The sequence below is a fragment of the Capnocytophaga sp. ARDL2 genome (genome assembly GCF_041530365.1).
Taxonomy (GTDB): Bacteria; Bacteroidota; Bacteroidia; order Flavobacteriales; family Flavobacteriaceae; genus Flavobacterium.
Window position 1 is genome coordinate 2,481,129 of the sequence record NZ_CP168034.1, and the last position, 20,115, is coordinate 2,501,243.

General features: G+C 37.2%; 15 protein-coding genes, 3 tRNA genes, 2 rRNA genes and 1 pseudogene. 6 read left to right on the forward strand and 15 right to left on the reverse strand.

Features of this window, described 5'->3' with window-relative positions; translation table 11 throughout:
- Window positions 1–86: 86 nt before the first annotated feature.
- From AB4865_RS12555 to AB4865_RS12610, 12 genes are all read right to left on the reverse strand, one after another.
- Window positions 87–2,961 (reverse strand): 23S ribosomal RNA (locus AB4865_RS12555).
- 111 nt (window positions 2,962–3,072) lie between these two features.
- A tRNA-Ala gene (locus tag AB4865_RS12560) sits at window positions 3,073–3,146 on the reverse strand.
- A gap of 78 nt (window positions 3,147–3,224) precedes the next feature.
- Window positions 3,225–3,298 (reverse strand) — tRNA-Ile (locus tag AB4865_RS12565).
- 67 nt (window positions 3,299–3,365) lie between these two features.
- Window positions 3,366–4,881: ribosomal RNA gene (locus tag AB4865_RS12570) — 16S ribosomal RNA — on the reverse strand.
- The 16S and 23S rRNA genes sit together here with 3 tRNA genes alongside, the layout of an rRNA operon.
- A 287-nt stretch (window positions 4,882–5,168) precedes the next feature.
- A tRNA-Val gene (locus tag AB4865_RS12575) sits at window positions 5,169–5,243 on the reverse strand.
- Between the two features lie 501 nt (window positions 5,244–5,744).
- Window positions 5,745–6,329: a methyltransferase domain-containing protein gene (locus AB4865_RS12580; RefSeq protein WP_372473665.1), complete on the reverse strand. Its 585-nt coding sequence runs from the start codon at window positions 6,327–6,329 to the stop codon at window positions 5,745–5,747.
- Complete coding sequence (locus tag AB4865_RS12585; protein WP_372473666.1) at window positions 6,313–6,948, reverse strand: Crp/Fnr family transcriptional regulator; 636 nt, start codon at window positions 6,946–6,948, stop codon at window positions 6,313–6,315. The genes AB4865_RS12580 and AB4865_RS12585 overlap by 17 nt, the downstream gene beginning before the upstream one ends.
- A 55-nt stretch (window positions 6,949–7,003) precedes the next feature.
- Complete coding sequence (locus tag AB4865_RS12590; RefSeq protein WP_372473667.1) at window positions 7,004–7,537, reverse strand: DUF4136 domain-containing protein; 534 nt, start codon at window positions 7,535–7,537, stop codon at window positions 7,004–7,006.
- 119 nt (window positions 7,538–7,656) lie between these two features.
- Window positions 7,657–9,645, reverse strand: coding sequence for a urocanate hydratase (locus tag AB4865_RS12595; RefSeq protein ID WP_372473668.1), 1,989 nt, complete (start codon window positions 9,643–9,645; stop codon window positions 7,657–7,659).
- Window positions 9,646–9,650: 5 nt separating this feature from the next.
- Window positions 9,651–9,824, reverse strand: a complete 174-nt coding sequence (locus AB4865_RS12600; RefSeq protein ID WP_372473669.1) for a DUF5522 domain-containing protein — start codon at window positions 9,822–9,824, stop codon at window positions 9,651–9,653.
- 291 nt (window positions 9,825–10,115) lie between these two features.
- Window positions 10,116–10,979 (reverse strand): hydroxymethylglutaryl-CoA lyase, encoded by an 864-nt coding sequence (locus AB4865_RS12605; protein WP_372473670.1) that lies wholly within the window; start codon window positions 10,977–10,979, stop codon window positions 10,116–10,118.
- Between the two features lie 51 nt (window positions 10,980–11,030).
- On the reverse strand, window positions 11,031–11,441 hold the full coding sequence (locus tag AB4865_RS12610) for a thiol-disulfide oxidoreductase DCC family protein (RefSeq protein WP_372473671.1): 411 nt from the start codon (window positions 11,439–11,441) through the stop codon (window positions 11,031–11,033).
- A 127-nt stretch (window positions 11,442–11,568) separates the two neighbouring features.
- On the opposite strand from AB4865_RS12610, the gene AB4865_RS12615 reads away from it, so the two are divergent.
- Window positions 11,569–12,447, forward strand: a complete 879-nt coding sequence (locus tag AB4865_RS12615; RefSeq protein ID WP_372472445.1) for an IS982 family transposase — start codon at window positions 11,569–11,571, stop codon at window positions 12,445–12,447.
- A 50-nt stretch (window positions 12,448–12,497) separates the two neighbouring features.
- On the opposite strand, the pseudogene AB4865_RS12620 reads toward AB4865_RS12615, so the two are convergent.
- Window positions 12,498–14,662, reverse strand: a pseudogene (locus tag AB4865_RS12620) (DNA mismatch repair protein MutS).
- 152 nt (window positions 14,663–14,814) lie between these two features.
- Between AB4865_RS12620 and AB4865_RS12625 the strand changes: the two are divergent.
- Complete coding sequence (locus tag AB4865_RS12625; protein ID WP_372473672.1) at window positions 14,815–15,747, forward strand: DMT family transporter; 933 nt, start codon at window positions 14,815–14,817, stop codon at window positions 15,745–15,747.
- Window positions 15,748–15,772: 25 nt separating this feature from the next.
- The gene (locus AB4865_RS12630; protein WP_372473673.1) at window positions 15,773–16,327 is read left to right on the forward strand and encodes a YqgE/AlgH family protein; all 555 of its coding nucleotides are present in this window, start codon (window positions 15,773–15,775) and stop codon (window positions 16,325–16,327) included.
- Here AB4865_RS12630 and AB4865_RS12635 read toward each other — a convergent pair.
- Both AB4865_RS12635 and AB4865_RS12640 read right to left on the reverse strand, forming a co-directional pair.
- Complete coding sequence (locus AB4865_RS12635) at window positions 16,324–17,166, reverse strand: aminotransferase class IV (protein WP_372473674.1); 843 nt, start codon at window positions 17,164–17,166, stop codon at window positions 16,324–16,326. The genes AB4865_RS12630 and AB4865_RS12635 overlap by 4 nt on opposite strands.
- Before the next feature lie 46 nt (window positions 17,167–17,212).
- Window positions 17,213–17,599 (reverse strand): START-like domain-containing protein, encoded by a 387-nt coding sequence (locus AB4865_RS12640; protein WP_372473675.1) that lies wholly within the window; start codon window positions 17,597–17,599, stop codon window positions 17,213–17,215.
- Window positions 17,600–17,795: 196 nt separating this feature from the next.
- Between AB4865_RS12640 and rfbA the strand changes: the two genes are divergently transcribed.
- The 3 genes from rfbA to AB4865_RS12655 all read left to right on the forward strand — a co-directional run bounded on the left by rfbA (window position 17,796) and on the right by AB4865_RS12655 (window position 20,058).
- Complete coding sequence (gene rfbA, locus AB4865_RS12645) at window positions 17,796–18,653, forward strand: glucose-1-phosphate thymidylyltransferase RfbA (RefSeq protein ID WP_372473676.1); 858 nt, start codon at window positions 17,796–17,798, stop codon at window positions 18,651–18,653.
- A gap of 10 nt (window positions 18,654–18,663) precedes the next feature.
- The gene (locus AB4865_RS12650) at window positions 18,664–19,275 is read left to right on the forward strand and encodes a 7-carboxy-7-deazaguanine synthase QueE (protein WP_372473677.1); all 612 of its coding nucleotides are present in this window, start codon (window positions 18,664–18,666) and stop codon (window positions 19,273–19,275) included.
- Between the two features lie 93 nt (window positions 19,276–19,368).
- The gene (locus AB4865_RS12655) at window positions 19,369–20,058 is read left to right on the forward strand and encodes a response regulator transcription factor (RefSeq protein WP_372473678.1); all 690 of its coding nucleotides are present in this window, start codon (window positions 19,369–19,371) and stop codon (window positions 20,056–20,058) included.
- Window positions 20,059–20,115: the final 57 nt, after the last annotated feature.

The following is a 20,115-nucleotide window of genomic DNA, read 5'->3' on the forward strand; positions in this document are numbered from 1 at the left end:
CTGCTAATTTATATTATCTAATTTAGCAGGAATATCGTACATATTGTAAAACACTTCTATTGATACTTTATAAAAGCAACTCTTAGAGCACATAAGCTTACGGGTGATTAGTACTACTCGACTTTGACATTACTGCCTTTACATCTATAGCCTATCAACGTTGTCATCTCCAACGACCCTTCTAAAGAAATCTCATCTTGTGGTGGGTTTCGTACTTATATGCTTTCAGCACTTATCCCTTCCCAACGTAGCTACTCAGCAATGCACCTGGCGGCACAACTGATACACCAGAGGTTAGTCCAATTCGGTCCTCTCGTACTAGAATCAGATCCACGCAAATTTCTAACGCCCGCAGTAGATAGAGACCGAACTGTCTCACGACGTTCTGAACCCAGCTCGCGTGCCACTTTAATGGGCGAACAGCCCAACCCTTGGGACCTTCTCCAGCCCCAGGATGTGACGAGCCGACATCGAGGTGCCAAACCCCCCCGTCGATGTGAGCTCTTGGGGGAGATCAGCCTGTTATCCCCGGCGTACCTTTTATCCTTTGAGCGATGGCCCTTCCATACGGAACCACCGGATCACTATGCTCTACTTTCGTACCTGTTCGACTTGTAAGTCTCGCAGTCAAGCTCCCTTTTGCCATTGCACTCTACGCACGGTTACCAAGCGTGCTGAGGGAACCTTTAGAAGCCTCCGTTACTCTTTTGGAGGCGACCACCCCAGTCAAACTACCCACCAAGCAATGTCCTCTCTAAAAAAAGAGTTAGTCCTCAGATAAGCAAAGGGTGGTATTTCAACAATGACTCCCTGAATCCTGGCGAACCCAGTTCATAGTCTCCCACCTATCCTACACATCACTTATCCAAGAACAATACTAAGCTATAGTAAAGGTGCACAGGGTCTTTTCGTCCCACTGCGGGTAATCGGCATCTTCACCGATACTACAATTTCACCGAGCTCATGGCTGAGACAGTGTCCAGATCGTTACACCATTCGTGCAGGTCGGAACTTACCCGACAAGGAATTTCGCTACCTTAGGACCGTTATAGTTACGGCCGCCGTTTACTGGGGCTTCAATTCAATGCTTCGATTAATCTAACATCTCCTCTTAACCTTCCAGCACCGGGCAGGTGTCAGGCCCTATACTTCATCTCTCGATTTTGCAGAGCCCTGTGTTTTTGATAAACAGTCGCCTGGACCTTTTCACTGCGGCCAGGCTTGCGCTGGCGACCTTTCTCCCGAAGTTACAGGTCTATTTTGCCTAATTCCTTAGCCATGAATCTCTCGAGCACCTGAGGATACTCTCCTCGACCACCTGTGTCGGTTTGTGGTACGGGTTCTTATAATCTATGTTTAGAAGCTTTTCTTGGCAGCCTTTAGGTACACTATCTCATCATCCGTAGATTCCGAGTACTATCAGTTTTCGCCAAACTCTACGCATTTTACTATAAAGTCTATAGCTACGACCTTTAACGAACTATTCCGTCAGTTCGCGGTACTTTCACCACTGCGTCACTCCATCACAACTATAAGAAGTACGGAAATATTAATCCGTTGGCCATCGACGTCCCCCTTCGGGTGTGCCTTAGGTCCCGACTAACCCTCAGCTGATTAGCATAGCTGAGGAAACCTTGGTCTTACGGTGTGCGGGTTTCTCGCCCGCATTATCGTTACTTATGCCTACATTTTCTTTTCTAAACAGTCCAAAATACCTCGCAGTACTTCTTCTACCCAGTTTAGAATGCTCCCCTACCACAGTATATCTGTCCATAGCTTCGGTAGTATACTTATGCCCGTTTATTATCCATGCTCGACCGCTCGACTAGTGAGCTGTTACGCACTCTTTAAATGAATGGCTGCTTCCAAGCCAACATCCTAGCTGTCTAGGCAGTCAAACCGCGTTTGTTCAACTTAGCATACATTTCGGGACCTTAGCTGATGGTCTGGGTTCTTTCCCTCTCGGACATGGACCTTAGCACCCATGCCCTCACTGTTTATAATCATTTATTAGCATTCGGAGTTTGTCAGGAATTGGTAGGCGGTGAAGCCCCCGCATCCAATCAGTAGCTCTACCTCTAATAAACTATAATAAACGCTGCACCTAAATGCATTTCGGGGAGTACGAGCTATTTCCGAGTTTGATTGGCCTTTCACCCCTACCCACAGGTCATCCGAAGACTTTTCAACGTCAACCGGTTCGGTCCTCCATTTGGTGTTACCCAAACTTCAACCTGCCCATGGGTAGATCACACGGTTTCGCGTCTACCATTACTGACTATAACGCCCTATTCAGACTCGCTTTCGCTTCGGCTGCGTGACTTAATCACTTAACCTCGCCAGCAACGGTAACTCGTAGGCTCATTATGCAAAAGGCACGCCGTCACCCAACTAATGGGCTCCGACCGCTTGTAAGCGTATGGTTTCAGGTTCTTTTTCACTCCGTTATTCACGGTTCTTTTCACCTTTCCCTCACGGTACTGGTTCACTATCGGTCTCTCAGGAGTATTTAGCCTTACCGGATGGTCCCGGTGGATTCAGACAGGGTTCCACGTGCCCCGCCCTACTCAGGATACCACTATTTAATACATCGTTTACCTATACGAGACTATCACTCTCTACGGTGTATCTTTCCAGATACTTCTAGTTCCCTTTGATTAAAATATCGTGGTCCTACAACCCCAAAATTGCCAAAACAACTTTGGTTTGGGCTTTTCCGATTTCGCTCGCCACTACTCTCGGAATCACTTTTGTTTTCTTTTCCTCCGCCTACTTAGATGTTTCAGTTCAGCGGGTTCGCCTCCTATCGGATACTAGTTCTTCAAACTAGTGGGTTGCCCCATTCGGATATCTACGGATCTAATCGTATGTGCCAATACCCGTAGCTTTTCGCAGCTTATCACGTCCTTCTTCGCCTCTGAGAGCCTAGGCATCCCCCATACGCCCTTATTTTGCTTATTGTGCTCTTTTTATCTCTTGTAATATCTCTATCACAAAAAATCGTGCTTTTTATTTTTCTATCTATTTGTGTTTTCCCAATATGTCTATGAACTTGTCTTCCTCTCGGATTTGTGGAGAATAAGGGAGTCGAACCCTTGACCTCCTGCGTGCAAGGCAGGCGCTCTAGCCAGCTGAGCTAATTCCCCATACATTCTACGAGTTATTTGTTTTGCCTTATCTACCGCATAACTGCTCAACTTCTAGAATTTCCTATTTAATACTAGTAGTCCCGGGCAGACTCGAACTGCCGACCCCTACATTATCAGTGTAGTACTCTAACCAGCTGAGCTACGAGACTCTGTATATCCTTCTATTTTATCCATTTATTTGAACCAACAGCGAGAGGTAAAGTCGGACATCTCTAGAAAGGAGGTGTTCCAGCCGCACCTTCCGGTACGGCTACCTTGTTACGACTTAGCCCCAGTTACCAGTTTTACCCTAGGCAGCTCCTTGCGGTCACCGACTTCAGGTACCCCCAGCTTCCATGGCTTGACGGGCGGTGTGTACAAGGCCCGGGAACGTATTCACCGGATCATGGCTGATATCCGATTACTAGCGATTCCAGCTTCATAGAGTCGAGTTGCAGACTCCAATCCGAACTGTGACCGGCTTTATAGATTCGCTCCTTGTCACCAAGTGGCTGCTCTCTGTACCGGCCATTGTAGCACGTGTGTGGCCCAGGACGTAAGGGCCGTGATGATTTGACGTCATCCCCACCTTCCTCACGGTTTACACCGGCAGTCTTGCTAGAGTTCCCGACATCACTCGTTGGCAACTAACAACAGGGGTTGCGCTCGTTATAGGACTTAACCTGACACCTCACGGCACGAGCTGACGACAACCATGCAGCACCTTGTAAATTGTCCGAAGAAATATCTGTTTCCAAATAAGTCAATCTACATTTAAGCCCTGGTAAGGTTCCTCGCGTATCATCGAATTAAACCACATGCTCCACCGCTTGTGCGAGCCCGTCAATTCCTTTGAGTTTCACACTTGCGTGCGTACTCCCCAGGTGGGATACTTATCACTTTCGCTTAGCCACTCAGTCCGAAAACCAAACAGCTAGTATCCATCGTTTACAGCGTGGACTACCAGGGTATCTAATCCTGTTCGCTACCCACGCTTTCGTCCATCAGCGTCAATCCTTTGTTAGTAACCTGCCTTCGCAATTGGTATTCCATGTAATATCTATGCATTTCACCGCTACACTACATATTCTAGTTACTTCACAAAAATTCAAGAACTACAGTATCAATGGCAATTTTACAGTTAAGCTGCAAACTTTCACCACTGACTTATAATCCCGCCTACGGACCCTTTAAACCCAATGATTCCGGATAACGCTCGGATCCTCCGTATTACCGCGGCTGCTGGCACGGAGTTAGCCGATCCTTATTCTTACGGTACCGTCAGTTTGCTATACATAGCACGTTTTCTTCCCGTACAAAAGCAGTTTACAATCCATAGGACATTCTTCCTGCACGCGGCATGGCTGGTTCAGAGTTGCCTCCATTGACCAATATTCCTCACTGCTGCCTCCCGTAGGAGTCTGGTCCGTGTCTCAGTACCAGTGTGGGGGATCTCCCTCTCAGGACCCCTACCCATCATCGTCTTGGTATGCCGTTACCACACCAACTAACTAATGGGACGCATGCTCATCTTATACCGATAAATCTTTAATATCTAAATGATGCCACTCAAATATACTATGAGGTATTAATCCAAATTTCTCTGGGCTATCCCTCTGTATAAGGTAGATTGCATACGCGTTACGCACCCGTGCGCCGGTCTCAAACTACTAAAGTAGCTCTACCCCTCGACTTGCATGTGTTAGGCCTGCCGCTAGCGTTCATCCTGAGCCAGGATCAAACTCTTCATCGTATATTTTTTATATTAATGATGTTTTATCCCAACTTTACTTGTTCTCTCAGGTATGCTGTTAATTCAATAAAATATTTTCTATGATCGTCTCTTGTTTTACTTTCACTCCCCTCTCAGAAAGCGAGTGCAAAAGTAGAAAGAATTTTTAAAACTACCAAAATTTATTTTGTTAAAAAATTTGTTAAAGTTTTTCTCCCCCTACTTACAAAACGCTTCGTTTCTAAAGCGGTTGCAAAAGTAGAAAGTTTTTTCTAAAACACAAAACTTTTTTAGTTTTTTTTCTTTCGTGGGCGATGAGGGATTCGAACCCCCGACCCCCTCGGTGTAAACGAGGTGCTCTGAACCAGCTGAGCTAATCGCCCCCTATCTCTTTGAACGGATTGCAAAGATAGAACAAGTTTTTGTTATCTTCCAAATGTTTTGAAGAAAAATTTTGAAATATTTTTTAAACAATTGGTTTTCAACGGATACTTTCGATACGCTTTGTGAATTCTCTCGCAAATTACACGGATTGTCGCTGTTTCTTTTCTTTTTACAACAAAAAAAACAGAGATGCTATGCTTTTGGAGGAAACAGAGACCTTTGCGTATAAAATAACCTATGTAGTCTATGTATCTATCGGATTAAAAAAACTTCGTCAAAATATTAACTCAGTGGTTTCAACTTTGGCGAAGTTGGATTTAACTCTACAATATATACTGTAAAAAAATATTCCTTTTTGCAACTATTTGCGTGAGCGGTGGGAGCGGCATCCTTTTGTGGTGGCGAATGCCGACACAAAAGATATAGTGGACGACGCGACACCTAGCTCGTGCCGACGAGGTACGAGGAGGAACGGGCGGAGTGGCACGCCCAAATCTTATTTATTTTTTTACAAATACGATAAACAACTCTGCTCCTTTACGGGGTTTTATACTATTTTCGCATAATTGTATAGTCTGTAAATGAAAGTGTTTGGAAAATAGTTGTTCGTATTCTGCTTTGGTTCCGCCATAAGGTGGTGTTTGGTTGTAAAATTCTTTTGCAAATAACAACCCAATAATTTTCCCTTGATGAGCTAAAAGTTCAGCTGTTTTTTCTGCATATTTTGGTCGCCATTCCTGTGGTATTGCACAGAAAAACGTCTGCTCTACTATATAATCATAGCTTCCCTTATGCTCAAAAAAGTCTTGACAATGTACTTTTACTTGCGGGTATTGCTTGAATTTTTGCTTTATTTTCTCTACTAAAACAGGTGATATATCGAGAATTGTTATATTTTCGTAGCCTTGTGCTACCAAATATTCGGCTTCGTACGCATTGCCACATCCTGGTATGAGTAGCTTGCTGTGTTTGGGTACATTTTGGCTGATGTATTGGCAAATCGCTGGAGATTCATAGCCGATATCCCAGCCTGTTTCTTGATTTTGCCATCGTAGATTCCAATATTCTTTATTTAATCGTGTCATTTATTTCGATTTTATTGCGTGACAATTGAACTTTTCCTTCTTCTTCTAACTGTTTTAGTAGGCGTGAAATGACTACTCGGGAGGTGCCTAACTCGTTTGCCAACTGTTCGTGGGTAGTATGTAACAGTTTATCTCCTGTAAGTTTTGATTTTTTTTGTAGCAAAACCCAGAGTCGCTCATCTATTTTTTTGAATGCAATCTCGTTGACGATATTTAACAATTCTTCAAATCGATTATGATATTGTCGAAAAATAAAATTTTGCCATTCGGGATATTGTTTGATCCATTCTGTTACTTTTTGTATTGGTAAAAATAACAATTCTGCCTCATCCTCTATCTCTGCATTTACTTTGTTGGTTTCGCAATTGATACCCCCTAAAAAAGACATCACGCAGCTTTCGCCAGACGATACATAATACAACAATAATTCTCTACCGTCGGGTTCGGTTCTTGTGATTTTTAGTGTACCTTTCAGAACCAAAGGTACTGCTGGCGAATAACTTTTTTCATGAAATACTTTTGTACCTGTTGAAAATGTTTTTACATTTCCAAATTGTACTATTTGCTGGATGAGTGAGGTGCTAAAACCTATTTTTTGTAGCAAATTGCTTATTTCCATATTTTCTTTATTTATAAAAACCGCCTTTTAACGATTGCTAAAAGACGGTTTTATTCTATTTTACAGGAAAACTTTGCATCACTTTGTTTGTAAATTCTTTGATGCGTTGGTCTTTTTTACTTTGCTTATGCGTCAAATATCCTGTGCCTTTTCCTTGCCAAATCAATTCTTTGTTTTTGGCTGAAAGTACATCGATATACAACACTCCTTCGGTACTTGTGCTTACCATTGGATAGGCTGGTCCCCACATCCACGGATTCCAACCCCAAGGACGATAAAAGCCATAACCCCAACCGACGTAATGATTGACACTTACTACTTGTTTTGCATCGGTAAAAATGTTTATTAACAAATCTGGATTGGTACTTTTGGTGTATCCTTTTGCTGACATTTCTTCATCAATAGCTTTTAAAATTCGCTTTTTGTCTAAATCCGATATTTTTACTTCATCAACTCCTTCTTTCAAAAACGCATAGGTTTTGAATTCTTGAAAATTGACTGTATTGTCGTAATCTGATGCTACTTGCACCGTATTACACGAGGCTAATGCCAATATCCCTAATAAAGGAATCATTTTTAATAGTTTCATATTTTTTTCTTTTTTTAGTTTATGCACTTTGTGGGGTTTGGGTTGCAGGTTACAAGTTATAGGTTACAAATTATAGGTTTTAAAACTTGAAACAAAATCAAACTTGAAACACCAAAGACTTACAACAATCTTTCATCTACTTCGTTTGGCAAGGTAACTTTCAACAAAGGTTCTACTTCCATAGCTCGTTTGATTGCGAAAATTGCTCCTTCGTTTCTTGCCCAACTTCTACGAGAAATACCGTTATTTACATCCCAAAACAGCATCGATTTCAATCGCTGTTCGGCTTCTGGAGTTCCATCGAGGAGCATTCCAAATCCTCCGTTGATTACTTCTCCCCAACCTACACCACCTCCGTTGTGGATAGAAACCCAAGTAGCTCCACGGAAACTGTCTCCAATCACATTGTGAATAGCCATATCTGCTGTAAAACGCGAACCGTCGTAAATATTTGAAGTTTCTCTATATGGCGAGTCTGTACCCGATACATCATGATGGTCTCTTCCCAATACTACTGGACCGATTTTTCCTGCTTTGATGGCATTGTTAAAGGCTTCGGCTATTTTCATACGACCTTCTGCATCTGCATACAAAATACGCGCTTGCGATCCTACCACCAATTTATTTTCTTGAGCTCCACGAATCCACTGAATGTTGTCTTTCATTTGTTGTTGGATTTCAGCAGGAGAAGTTTTAATCATTTCTTCCAAAACTTCACAAGCAATATCGTCGGTTTTTTTCAAATCTTCTGGATTGTTTGATGCACAAACCCAACGAAATGGTCCAAATCCGTAATCAAAACACATAGGTCCCATAATATCTTGCACATACGACGGATATTTGAATTCTCTACCTAAAGTTGGGTTAGGATTCATCACATCGGCACCTGCACGAGACGCTTCCAACAAAAAGGCATTTCCGTAGTCGAAGAAATAAGTACCTTTTGCGGTGTGTTTGTTTACTGCTGTAGCGTGTCTTCTCAAAGATTCTTGTACTTTTTCTTTGAACAATTCTGGTTGATTTGCCATCATTTCATTCGATTCTTCAAACGAAATTCCTACAGGGTAATAACCTCCTGCCCACGGATTGTGCAATGATGTTTGGTCTGAACCTAAATCGATGGTAATGTTTTCTTGGTCAAATTTTTCCCAAACATCTACCACATTTCCTAAATATGCCAAAGAAACTACTTCTTTATCATTCAATGCTTTTCGTACACGAACTACCAATTGGTCTAAATCTTGAATAATTTCGTGAATCCAACCTTGTTCGTGGCGAATTTTGGTGATTTTTGGATTTACCTCTGCACAAACCGTCACACATCCTGCAATAGTTCCTGCTTTGGGTTGAGCTCCACTCATTCCTCCCAAACCTGAAGTTACAAACAAACTTCCTTTAGGGGCTTTTCCTATTTTTCTAAATCCGTTTAAAACTGTAATCGTAGTACCGTGTACAATTCCTTGTGGACCAATGTACATATATGAACCTGCGGTCATTTGTCCGTATTGGGTAACTCCCAATGCATTGAATTTTTCCCAATCGTCTGGTTTTGAATAGTTAGGAATCATCATTCCGTTGGTAACTACTACTCTTGGAGCGTTTTTATGCGATGGAAACAATCCCATTGGGTGTCCAGAATACATTACCAATGTTTGCTCATCAGTCATTTCTGCCAAATATTTCATCGTAAGCAAATACTGAGCCCAATTGCTAAATACTGCTCCGTTTCCTCCATAAGTAATCAATTCGTGTGGGTGTTGAGCTACGGAATAATCCAAATTGTTTTGAATCATCATCTGAATAGCCTTTGCTTGTAGTGATTTCCCTGGATACTCATTAATATCACGAGCATACATTCGATAATTAGGGCGGAAACGATACATATAAATACGACCATATTTTTCCAACTCTTCACGAAATTCTGGCAAAAGTATTTCGTGATGTTTTGGGTCAAAATACCTCAACGCATTACGCAAAGCCAAGTTTTTTTCTTCTTCTGTAAGAATTTCTTTACGCTTTGGAGCGTGATTTATCGTTTGATCATATACTGCCTTTGCAGGCAAAACATCTGGAATACCTTGTAATACTTGTTGTTGAAAATCAGTCATTTTTTTTATTTTTTCAGTTGTTTTTTTATTAATCCTGTATTTTTGTCAAATCCATAGGGACAATGCTTGCAACCACTTTTGCAACAATAACCTCTGTCCAATAAATATTTTTCTGTAAAAATACGAAATCCACTTTCGGAAAGGTAATAATCTACTCCTTCTACTAAATCTTTTTTCATCTTTCACAAAGATACAAGATATATAAATAATTGTCAATGATAAAATGGTGTTTTAAAAACATATTGAAGAAATCATCTGTTTAGATTAAATACATTTTTGACAATTCGTTTTAATTGTTTTTTTAAACATAGTTTTTTATTATAAAATCTTTGATAACAGTTAAATATAAAAAAAAGTGAAACAAATAAAAGGAATTTCCCTTTAAACGGTACTTCCTTTCATCTATTTCACATAAAATCTTTTTCACATAGAAAAATACGTAAACTGAATATTAAACATTTTTCTCTTTATCAATGATAGTTTGTGAAAATTTTCAATGCTTCATTATATGCCGATTCAAATGATGTCATTTTTACATTTGTATCTACTTTATTTGCTGTGAAGTAAGTCAACATTTTTTCGGTTGGCATATTCCCTGTTAAATCATCTTTCGCCATTGGACATCCTCCAAACCCCTTGATAGCTCCATCAAATCTTGTACACCCCGCTTTGAATGCAGCATCTACTTTTTCATGCCAGGTATCTGGAGTTGTGTGCAAATGAGCTCCAAATTCTATATGCGGATATTTAGTTATTAAATTACTAAATAAATACGAAATATCTTTAGGTGTAGAGCTACCTATTGTATCTGACAAAGATAAAATTTTCACTCCCATTCTATCTAATTTCTCTGTCCATTCTCCTACTATTTCCACATTCCAAGGGTCTCCATACGGATTTCCAAATCCCATCGACAAATAGGCTACCACTTCTTTTCCAGATTTTTGTGCGATATCCAAAATCTCTTGCAAAGTTACAATCGACTCTGCGATGGTTTTATGTGTATTTCGCATTTGAAAATTTTCTGAAATAGAAAATGGAAATCCCAAATATTGAATTTCTGGATATTGAGCTGCCATTTCAGCACCTTTGGTATTGGCTACAATCGCCAACAATTTTGATTGTGTTTTGCTCAAATCTAAACGAGAAAGCACCTCAGCTGTATCCTGCATCTGAGGAATGGCTTTTGGAGACACAAAACTTCCAAAATCCAACGAGTCAAACCCGACATCTAATAATGATTGTAAATAATTGACCTTTATATCTGTAGGAATAAAATCTTTGATACCTTGCATGGCATCACGCGGACATTCTATGATTTTTACTTTTTTCATATTCTCCAAAGGTAATAATTATCTATGTAATTGCAAAAAAACACACGTTCACTACAAAAATCTCTTTCTTATTTCAGGAGTTGGCACCATACATTTTTCTTTTTTGCCGTACCATTTGTAGCGATTTTTGGCAAAGTAATCATAGCCAAAATCGCGCAACGGTTTGGGTACAAATCGTATCAACGCCATTGGACTATTCCAATGATTGGTATCTTTAATAATTTCTGCTATGGCATCGCCTCGTAGATAATAGGCATAACCTGGACGGTAATACACGATAGAATCGATATCTTTTTCGATTCCAATGTATTTGCGTATTTTTTCTCCCACTTCTGATTGTAAGGACGCAAAGACAAATTGTTCTTTTTTGTCCCATTGTATGATTTTCTGTACATAATCATTGCAAAAATTACATACTCCATCAAATAATATTACTGTTTTTCCTTGTGGTATTTCGTTCATAAAATATGATTTAGTGCTTTCGGCATTGAGAGATTTAGAAAACCTGTTGTGCATTATGAAATAAAATAAAAAAAGTTGTTCATTTAACTGAAATTCAGTATATTTAGTTCGCTAAAACAAATAAAAAATGAACAACTTAGAGCAAATATACGAAAGAATTTTAGAAGTTTTAGAAGATTTTTTTCCTCATCAACTTTTACCTTATCAAAGGAGAAAGCCAAAAATGAGTGATTTAGAATTGGTGAGTTTAAATTTAACAGCAGAATATTTAAGTATTGATAGTGAATTACAACTCTTTAGAAAAATACCTAATTCTTTGAAAAACAAAATAGAAAGAAGTGTTTATAACAAAAGAAAACGAAATCTTTTTTATTATATAAATCAGATTAGGGAAAAACTTGCAATGTGTTTTAATAGAGAGGAGAGTTATTTTGTAATTGATAGTATGCCTTTGAAAATATGTGAAAATGCTAGAGCAATGAGAAGTAAAATTTGTAGAGACGAAAGTTTTTCATATCCTGATTATGGTTTTTGTGCTAGTCAGAAGTTACATTATTTTGGATATAAATTACACATAATCTGTTCAATAGAAGGTATTGTACAAAGTTTAGATATGACTCCAGCATCTGTTCACGATGTTCATTATTTAAAAGATGTTAGTTCTCAAATTCAAAATTGCGTTTTGATTGGTGATAGAGGTTATATATCGTCACAATATCAATTAGATTTGTTTAACACTGCTACTATTCAGTTAGATACACCTAAAAGAATAAATCAAAAAGATTACAAACCTCAATTTTATTTATTCAAAAAGAAGAGAAAAAGAATCGAAACTCTATTTTCTCAACTTTGTGATCAATTTATGATTAAAAGGAATTATGCTAAATCATTCAACGGTTTTAAAACACGAATTATCAGTAAAATAACTGCTTTAACCTTAATTCAATACATTAACAAATTTGTATTAAAAAAGGAAATAAATAAAATTAAAGCAAGTATAATTTAAAATGCACAACGGGTTTAGAAATTTCCAAACTATCCCATTTTCAAATTATCTTACTTCTTCCTCTCCACCATTTCCAATTGTTCCAACGGAGTTTTTGAGGTAAAAAAGCCGTAATTGACAATGGCTTTTCCTTTTTCGATGGCATCGATGGTTCCGACTGATTTTCCGTCAATCATACGTACTCGGTCACCTACTTTCAATGGAAAATGCGTTTTATTTACTTGCTGTTGATGCTCTTTTTGCTTTTTCTTTTCCTCTCGAATCTTTTCTATTTTTTGTTCTATTTCCTGCTGTACTTTTTTCTCTTCAGCTTGTTTTTGCTTTTTTTCTTTTTGTGAAATCTTTTTTCGCTTGGAATTTTCAATTTCCACCGTTTTGAGCAATTCGCTGATTAGGGATTTTTTGTCTTTGTTGTTGAAATATTTTTCCGACAAATCTTCCATTCGTTGCCCAAGATAAATCAATCGTTGATTAGCATCATACAATTCTTGGTAGCGTTCCAATTTATTTTGGATTTTCGAATTGATATTCGACATTTTTTCGCTTTCAAGCCTTGCTCGTTTTTCTTCTTCTTTGAGCAATTCTGATGTTTTTTCCAATTTTGAACGCTCTTTTTGCAAATTGGCAATCGTCTTGTCAAATCGCACTTTTTCGCCTTCCACTTTTTTCTTTGCTCGATTAATCAAACTATACGGAATGCCATTTTTTTGTGCCACTTCAAAGGTAAACGAACTCCCTGCTTGCCCCAATGACAACTTGTACATAGGCTCGAATGTACGTTCGTCAAACATCATATTGGCATTACTTGCAAAAGGCAATTCATTGGTCAAAATCTTCAAATTGGTATAATGCGTTGTAATGATTCCAAAAGATTCTCTTTCGTAAAATTCTTCCAAAAACACTTCTGCCAAGGCTCCTCCCAACTCAGGGTCAGACCCCGTACCAAATTCGTCTATCAAAAACAGCGTTTGAGCATTGGCTTTTTTGAGGAAATAATTCATATTTTTCAATCGATAACTGTAAGTACTCAAATGGTTTTCAATCGATTGATTATCTCCAATATCACTGATGATTCGATCAAAAAAGAAAGTTTCACTTCGCTCATGCACTGGAATCAACAAACCACTTTGCAACATAGTTTGCAACAATCCTATGGTTTTTAGCGTAATACTTTTTCCTCCTGCATTGGCCCAGAAATCACAATAATCCTGTTTTCATTGTGTAATTCTATAGTCTGAGGAAAAGTTTCTTTTTTTGACAATCTATTGTTTTCTAACAAAATCGGATGATAGGCTTCTCGGAAATACAAGCGTTTTTTCTTGGAAATCGTTGGCAACAAACCTCCAATTCGCTGTGCATATTTAGCTTTGGCACAAATCACATCAATTTGCGAAAGAAAATCCTGAAAACCTACAATTTCATCGACATACGGACTAATTTCTGCGGTCAATCTTCGCATAATTTTGATGATTTCCTCTTTCTCTTCATATTCTAAATGGGACAATTCACGAGAAAAATTTGCTACTGTTTCGGGTTCGATATACACAATATTTCCTGTTTTGGATTGTCCTAACAGACTACCGCGAACTTTCTTTCTGTACATTGCTAAGACTGCCAACACGCGACGATTGTTTACAATCGTTTCTCTAATATCGTCCAAATAACCCGAACTTCCGTATTGCGTAAGAGCAATTCCAAAACTTTGGTTGATTTTTCCTCTTACCAATTGAATATTTTTGCGAATACTCATCAAATCGGCAGATGCACCGTCTTTGATTTCGCCGTATTTATCCAAAACCGCATCTATGGATTGCAAAATAGTTTTGTTTACCATAAAATTTTCGGCATACAACGCAATATAGGGATAGTATTCTTTAAATTTTTTGATAAAAATCAATAATTCATTGGCGGTAGAAACCAATTGATAAATTTTTCGGAAACCGTGTGGTTCCAAATAGCTATTTTCTATACGTAAATATTTGATTTCGTGATACAATAAATCGAAATAATGATTGGGAAATACATTGTTGTTTGTAAACGACGACATGAATTCCGAAGTTTGATACAACTCCTGCAACAACGCTTCCTCATCAATAAATGGACGAATTTGATTGGCTTTTTCTTTTCCCAATTCAGTTACACACAATTCGCTGACTTTGTCGAGTACAATCGGCAATTCCAAATCCTGTAAAGTCTGTTCTTGTATTCGATTCATAGATAAATTTTAAAAAATTGTTTCAAATGTAACCAATTAATTTTAGTTTGATTGTTATCATCTTATTAATTTTCACTGTAAAAAAATAGCAACTTAAAAATAGTACATCGCAAACCATCCTTTTTTTGTAAATTCGCATATATTAATTAAAAATGGAATTGAACAACAAGTTAAAAGGGAGTATTTATGTAGCTATAGGAGCATCTTGCTATGGAATTTTAGCCTCATTAGTCAAACTATCCTACAAAGAAGGTCATTCGACAGCCGAAATTTCTTCTGCCCAATTTTCCATAGGTCTTTTTTGCATGGCTATTTTATGCCTTGTTATTAAAGACCATTTTGTAAAACCTACAATTAAAAATAAAATCCAACTCATTTTATGGGGAACATCGATGGGGTTTACCAGTGTATTATATTACCTATGTGTAAAATTTTTAAACGCAAATATTGCCGTAGTGTTTTTGATGCAGTCCGTTTGGATAGGGGTTGTGATCGAAGCTATAAGACTAAAGAAATTTCCAGATTTACGAAAGACATTGGCTGTAATTTTAGTACTCATAGGAACATTTTTAACTACACAAATTTGGAAAAACTTTCAGTTAAACAGTCTCGGTTTTTTCTTTGGCTTTCTATCTGCTTTGTCATTTTCAGCAACGATGTTTGGAGCGTTTTCAGTAGCTACTCAATGCTCACCATACAAACGTAGTTTTTACATGTTGTGCGGAGGTATTGTTATTGTGGCATTTTTTACGTTATTTACCCAAGTCCTACCACATGCTGGCTACAATCCATTACAACTGAGCGACAAGATTATTTTCCCCCAAGCATTCAGATGGGAATTGTTTTATTCCTACGGAATCCCATTGGCGTTGTTTGCAACTGTCATTCCGCCAATATTTATGAACAAAGGATTCCCAAAGACCGGAGTTGGATTGGGTAGTATTTTATCAGCATTAGAATTGCCTATTTCAGCAACATTTGCTTATTTTATCCTAAAAGAAACTTTGACTAATACACAATGGATAGGAGTATTCATCATATTATTTTCAGTATTGTTGATACATTATAAGGAAAATAAATTGTAAATTGTACCAAAAAATATCACACAATATGAACCATACAAATTATAAAGGAAAAATTCTTGTAGCTAATTTATCTATATATGGCGACCCTTTTTTTAGCAAAACTGTTATTCTGCTTATCGAAGACGAAGAAGGTTTTGTTACAGGTGTGGTATTAAACGAACCTGCTCAGGCAAAAATGGGTGAGCTTATAGAAAAAAGTTATTCATTAAGAGAAACTACAGTCTATTTAGGAGGACCTGTTTCAGAAGAAGAAATGTATTTTTTACACTCCAAAAAAGATTTTGGAGGAATAGCAGTTACAAGTAAATTATTTCTATCAAGTGATATAGATTCTGCACTTATTGATTTCACACACACTGACTCTATTGATGGAAATGTGCGATTTTTTATGGGGTACTGCGGATGGACAAAAGAGCAGTTAGAAGATGAAGTAAAAAAAGGATATTGGTTAATTATTGATACTTTTGACGAGAATATATTACAAAAAACTCCTTCCGAATTATGGAAAGAGTTGATTATTTCATTTAATAATATGTACAGTATTTGGGCTAATGCTCCTATTGATCCTTCGATGAATTAACCTAAACGTACGGCGGCATTCAATCGATTGATGAGTTGCTCGGCTAAAGCATTTGTGTATTCTTTTTTTCTAAATTTTGTGATTGGTATTATCCCTGCTATTGCATTACTTATCCACAATTCATCTGCTTTTTGCAACTCAAAAGGCGAAATACTTCTTTCTACCCACTGAACCTCGTCTATACGTTCGCAAAAAGCTTTCAGTTTTTTACGCATAATACCATTGATACAACCATCTGCTACTGGGGGCGTTACAATTTGATTATCAACTATTAAATAAATATTCCCATTGATAGCTTCTACAATATTTTTATCTTCATTGATTAACAACACGTTTTGATATTGGTTTTCTTCTGCAAAAACAGAGGCTGTAATATTGATCAATCGATTGGTAGTTTTTAAAGTAGAAATCAAATGTTTTGGTTGATGAAAATCTTTAAAAATTTCTACTTCATACGGTTGATTATTCAACTCATACAAAATATTTTCCAACGGAGCTACCGTAATCAAAAATTGAATACCTCTATCTGTTGGTAAATCTTTTCCCCCATTATTTCTAAAACATGTAACTCTGATTCTATACGAAGCAACTTTAGTTATCTGAGCATCAATCGTTTTTTGAATTTCACTTTCTAAAAATTCCATCGTAAAATCCATAGGAATTTCCATGCGTAATATACGCATAGAAGCCATCAAACGGAAATAGTGATCTTCTAAAAACAAAATTTGTCCGTCCAATGATTTTATGGTTTCAAAAACACCATCCCCGTACAAAAATGCACGATTATGCTCTATAGAAATGCTTGTTTTGTCAATAATTGTTCCGTTGAAATTTACCATAACTGCTTACTTTGATAATCAAAAGTGCAAAGGTAAAAAATAAATATTACACCGAACCTAATATAATTTTCAAATCGTGAATTTGATTTTCCCAAAGCATCTCTTGATCTTCTACTTCATCCTCATCACACATATCAATTACTATCAAAGAAACATCCTTTGTAATTTCATCTACTGAGATTTTAAATTCAAAAATATCATCAGTTTCTTTATCATTTTCATCCAACCATTTAAAGCGAACTTTTTCGTCCAAACGCTTACTAATTAATTTGGCTTTTTCAATTGAATCAGCCCAGTAAAAAGAAAACACATCATTTGTTTCTTCAACTTTTTCAGCAAACCATTCAGACAGCCCTGTTGGCGTGGACAAATACGGAAACAATAAATGAGGTGATGAATTTATCGGAAACTCAATATTAATTTTTACTTTCATATTTCTCATCATTTTCGTTAAAAATAGTATAATTTTTATCAATATCCAAATGATTATTTCTAAAATTAAATGTTTTTTCCTTAAATATTTAGTAAATGATTTTAGTACAAATAGTTAGAAATAAACTTATAGAAAAAAGTCCTCTAAAAGATTTTTATGTTTTTTTTTAGTATTTTTGTAAAAAAATAAAAATCAAATGAAAGGAATCATATTAGCCGGAGGTTCTGGAACTAGACTTCGCCCATTAACATTGGCAGTTAGTAAACAATTGATGCCAGTATATGACAAACCAATGATTTACTACCCGTTATCAACATTAATGTTGGCTGGAATCAACGAGATATTGATTATTTCTACACCTCACGATTTGCCTCATTTCAAAAAATTATTAGGCGATGGTAAAGAACTAGGATGTCGGTTTGAATATGCCGAACAACCTGAACCCAACGGATTGGCTCAAGCATTCGTTATCGGAGAGGAATTCATCAGTGATGACAAAGTAGCTCTAATTTTAGGAGATAATATTTTTTACGGAAGTGGTATGAGCAAATTACTACAAAACTGTACCAAAGAAGAAGGTGGAGTGGTGTTTGCCTACCCAGTTCACGACCCAGAAAGATATGGTGTGGTAGAGTTTAACGAAAACAATGAAGTAATTTCTATCGAAGAAAAACCAGCAATTCCAAAATCAAATTTTGCTGTACCAGGATTGTATTTCTACGATAATTCGGTTGTTAAAATTGCCAAAGAAATCAAACCTTCCGCACGTGGTGAATACGAAATCACCGACGTAAATAAAGAATATCTAAAGCAAGGCAAACTAAAAGTAGGTGTTTTCGATAGAGGTACCGCTTGGCTAGATACTGGTACTTTTGCTTCATTGATGCAAGCAGGTCAATTTGTACAAGTAATTGAAGAAAGACAAGGTTTGAAAATTGGTGCCATCGAAGAAGTAGCCTACCGTATGGGATACATTACAAAAGAACAATTACACAAAATCGCCGAACCATTGAGTAAAAGTGGTTATGGAGATTATTTATTACGTATAAAATAATTATGTTTCAATGAAAATTAATCCTACAAAAGAGCTTCCAGTAATGGAGGCTTTTTATACGATTCAAGGGGAAGGTTTTTATGCCGGACACGCTGCCTATTTCATCAGACTTGCTGGTTGTGATGTAGGGTGTCATTGGTGTGATGTAAAGGAAAGCTGGGATGTGGACATTCACCCGATCTTGCCTATAGAGCAAATTATCAACGAAGCAAAAAACAACGGTAATCTGGCGGTGATCACTGGTGGCGAACCTTTGATTTGGGATTTGACTACCCTTACTCAATCATTGAAAGATAATGGCTTTAAAACCAATATCGAAACCTCAGGTGCATACGAACTTTCTGGCACATGGGATTGGATTTGCCTTTCGCCTAAAAAGACAAAATTGCCTACACAAAGTGTTTATAACCATGCAAATGAATTAAAATGTATCATTTACAACAAACACGATTTTATTTTTGCTGAAGAACAAGCGAATAAAGTAAATCCCAATGCCCTTCTCTACCTACAAGTAGAATGGGACAAAAGAGACGAAATGCTCCCTTTGGTGGTGGAATATGTAAAAAACAACCCAAAATGGAGAATTTCTACTCAAACACACAAATACATGAACATACCATAGCGAATATCGTATATTAAGAAATTATTAAGTTTAAGATAGTTTATTTCCTAAAACATCAATTCAAAATATCTTTGCATAAAAATTCTACACAAAATGAAAAACAACGATATCAAAATATTATTAGTTGACGATGAGCAAGATATATTAGATTTACTTTGTATCAATTTAGAAATAGAAAACTATCAAATCGAAACCGCATCCAATGGAAAAGAAGCAATCGAGATAGCAAAAAAATTCCAACCTCATCTCATTGTCTTGGATGTAATGATGCCTGAACTCAACGGTATAGAAGCCTGCAAACAATTACGACAAAATATTCTTTTTCAAGATACTATCATTGCTTTTTTATCTGCAAACAGCGAAGAACAAACACAAATCAAAGGATTGGAGTCTGGTGCAGATGACTATATTTCAAAACCTATAAAACCTAAAATATTTGTAAGTAAAATAAAATCTTTGCTTCGTAGAATAGATGAAAACAACATAGAAAATACTATTAAGATTTTCAACTTTGTAATAGACCGTTCGGCTTATAAAGTCACCAAAGAAGGCAATGAAATTGTTTTGCCTAAAAAAGAATTCGAACTATTTTATCTTTTGGCTTCAACCCCAGGAAAAGTTTTTGAACGAGAAGAAATTCTTTCAAAAGTATGGGGAAACGAAGTGATTGTTGGGGATAGAACCATCGATGTTCACATCAGAAAATTAAGAGAAAAATTGGGCGAAAACTATTTTAAAACGGTTAAAGGTGTTGGCTATAAACTAGAAAATAACGAGATATAATACATGAACTTTTATTCCTCAAATCGATATCTTTTTTCTTTCATTTCCTCTTTACTA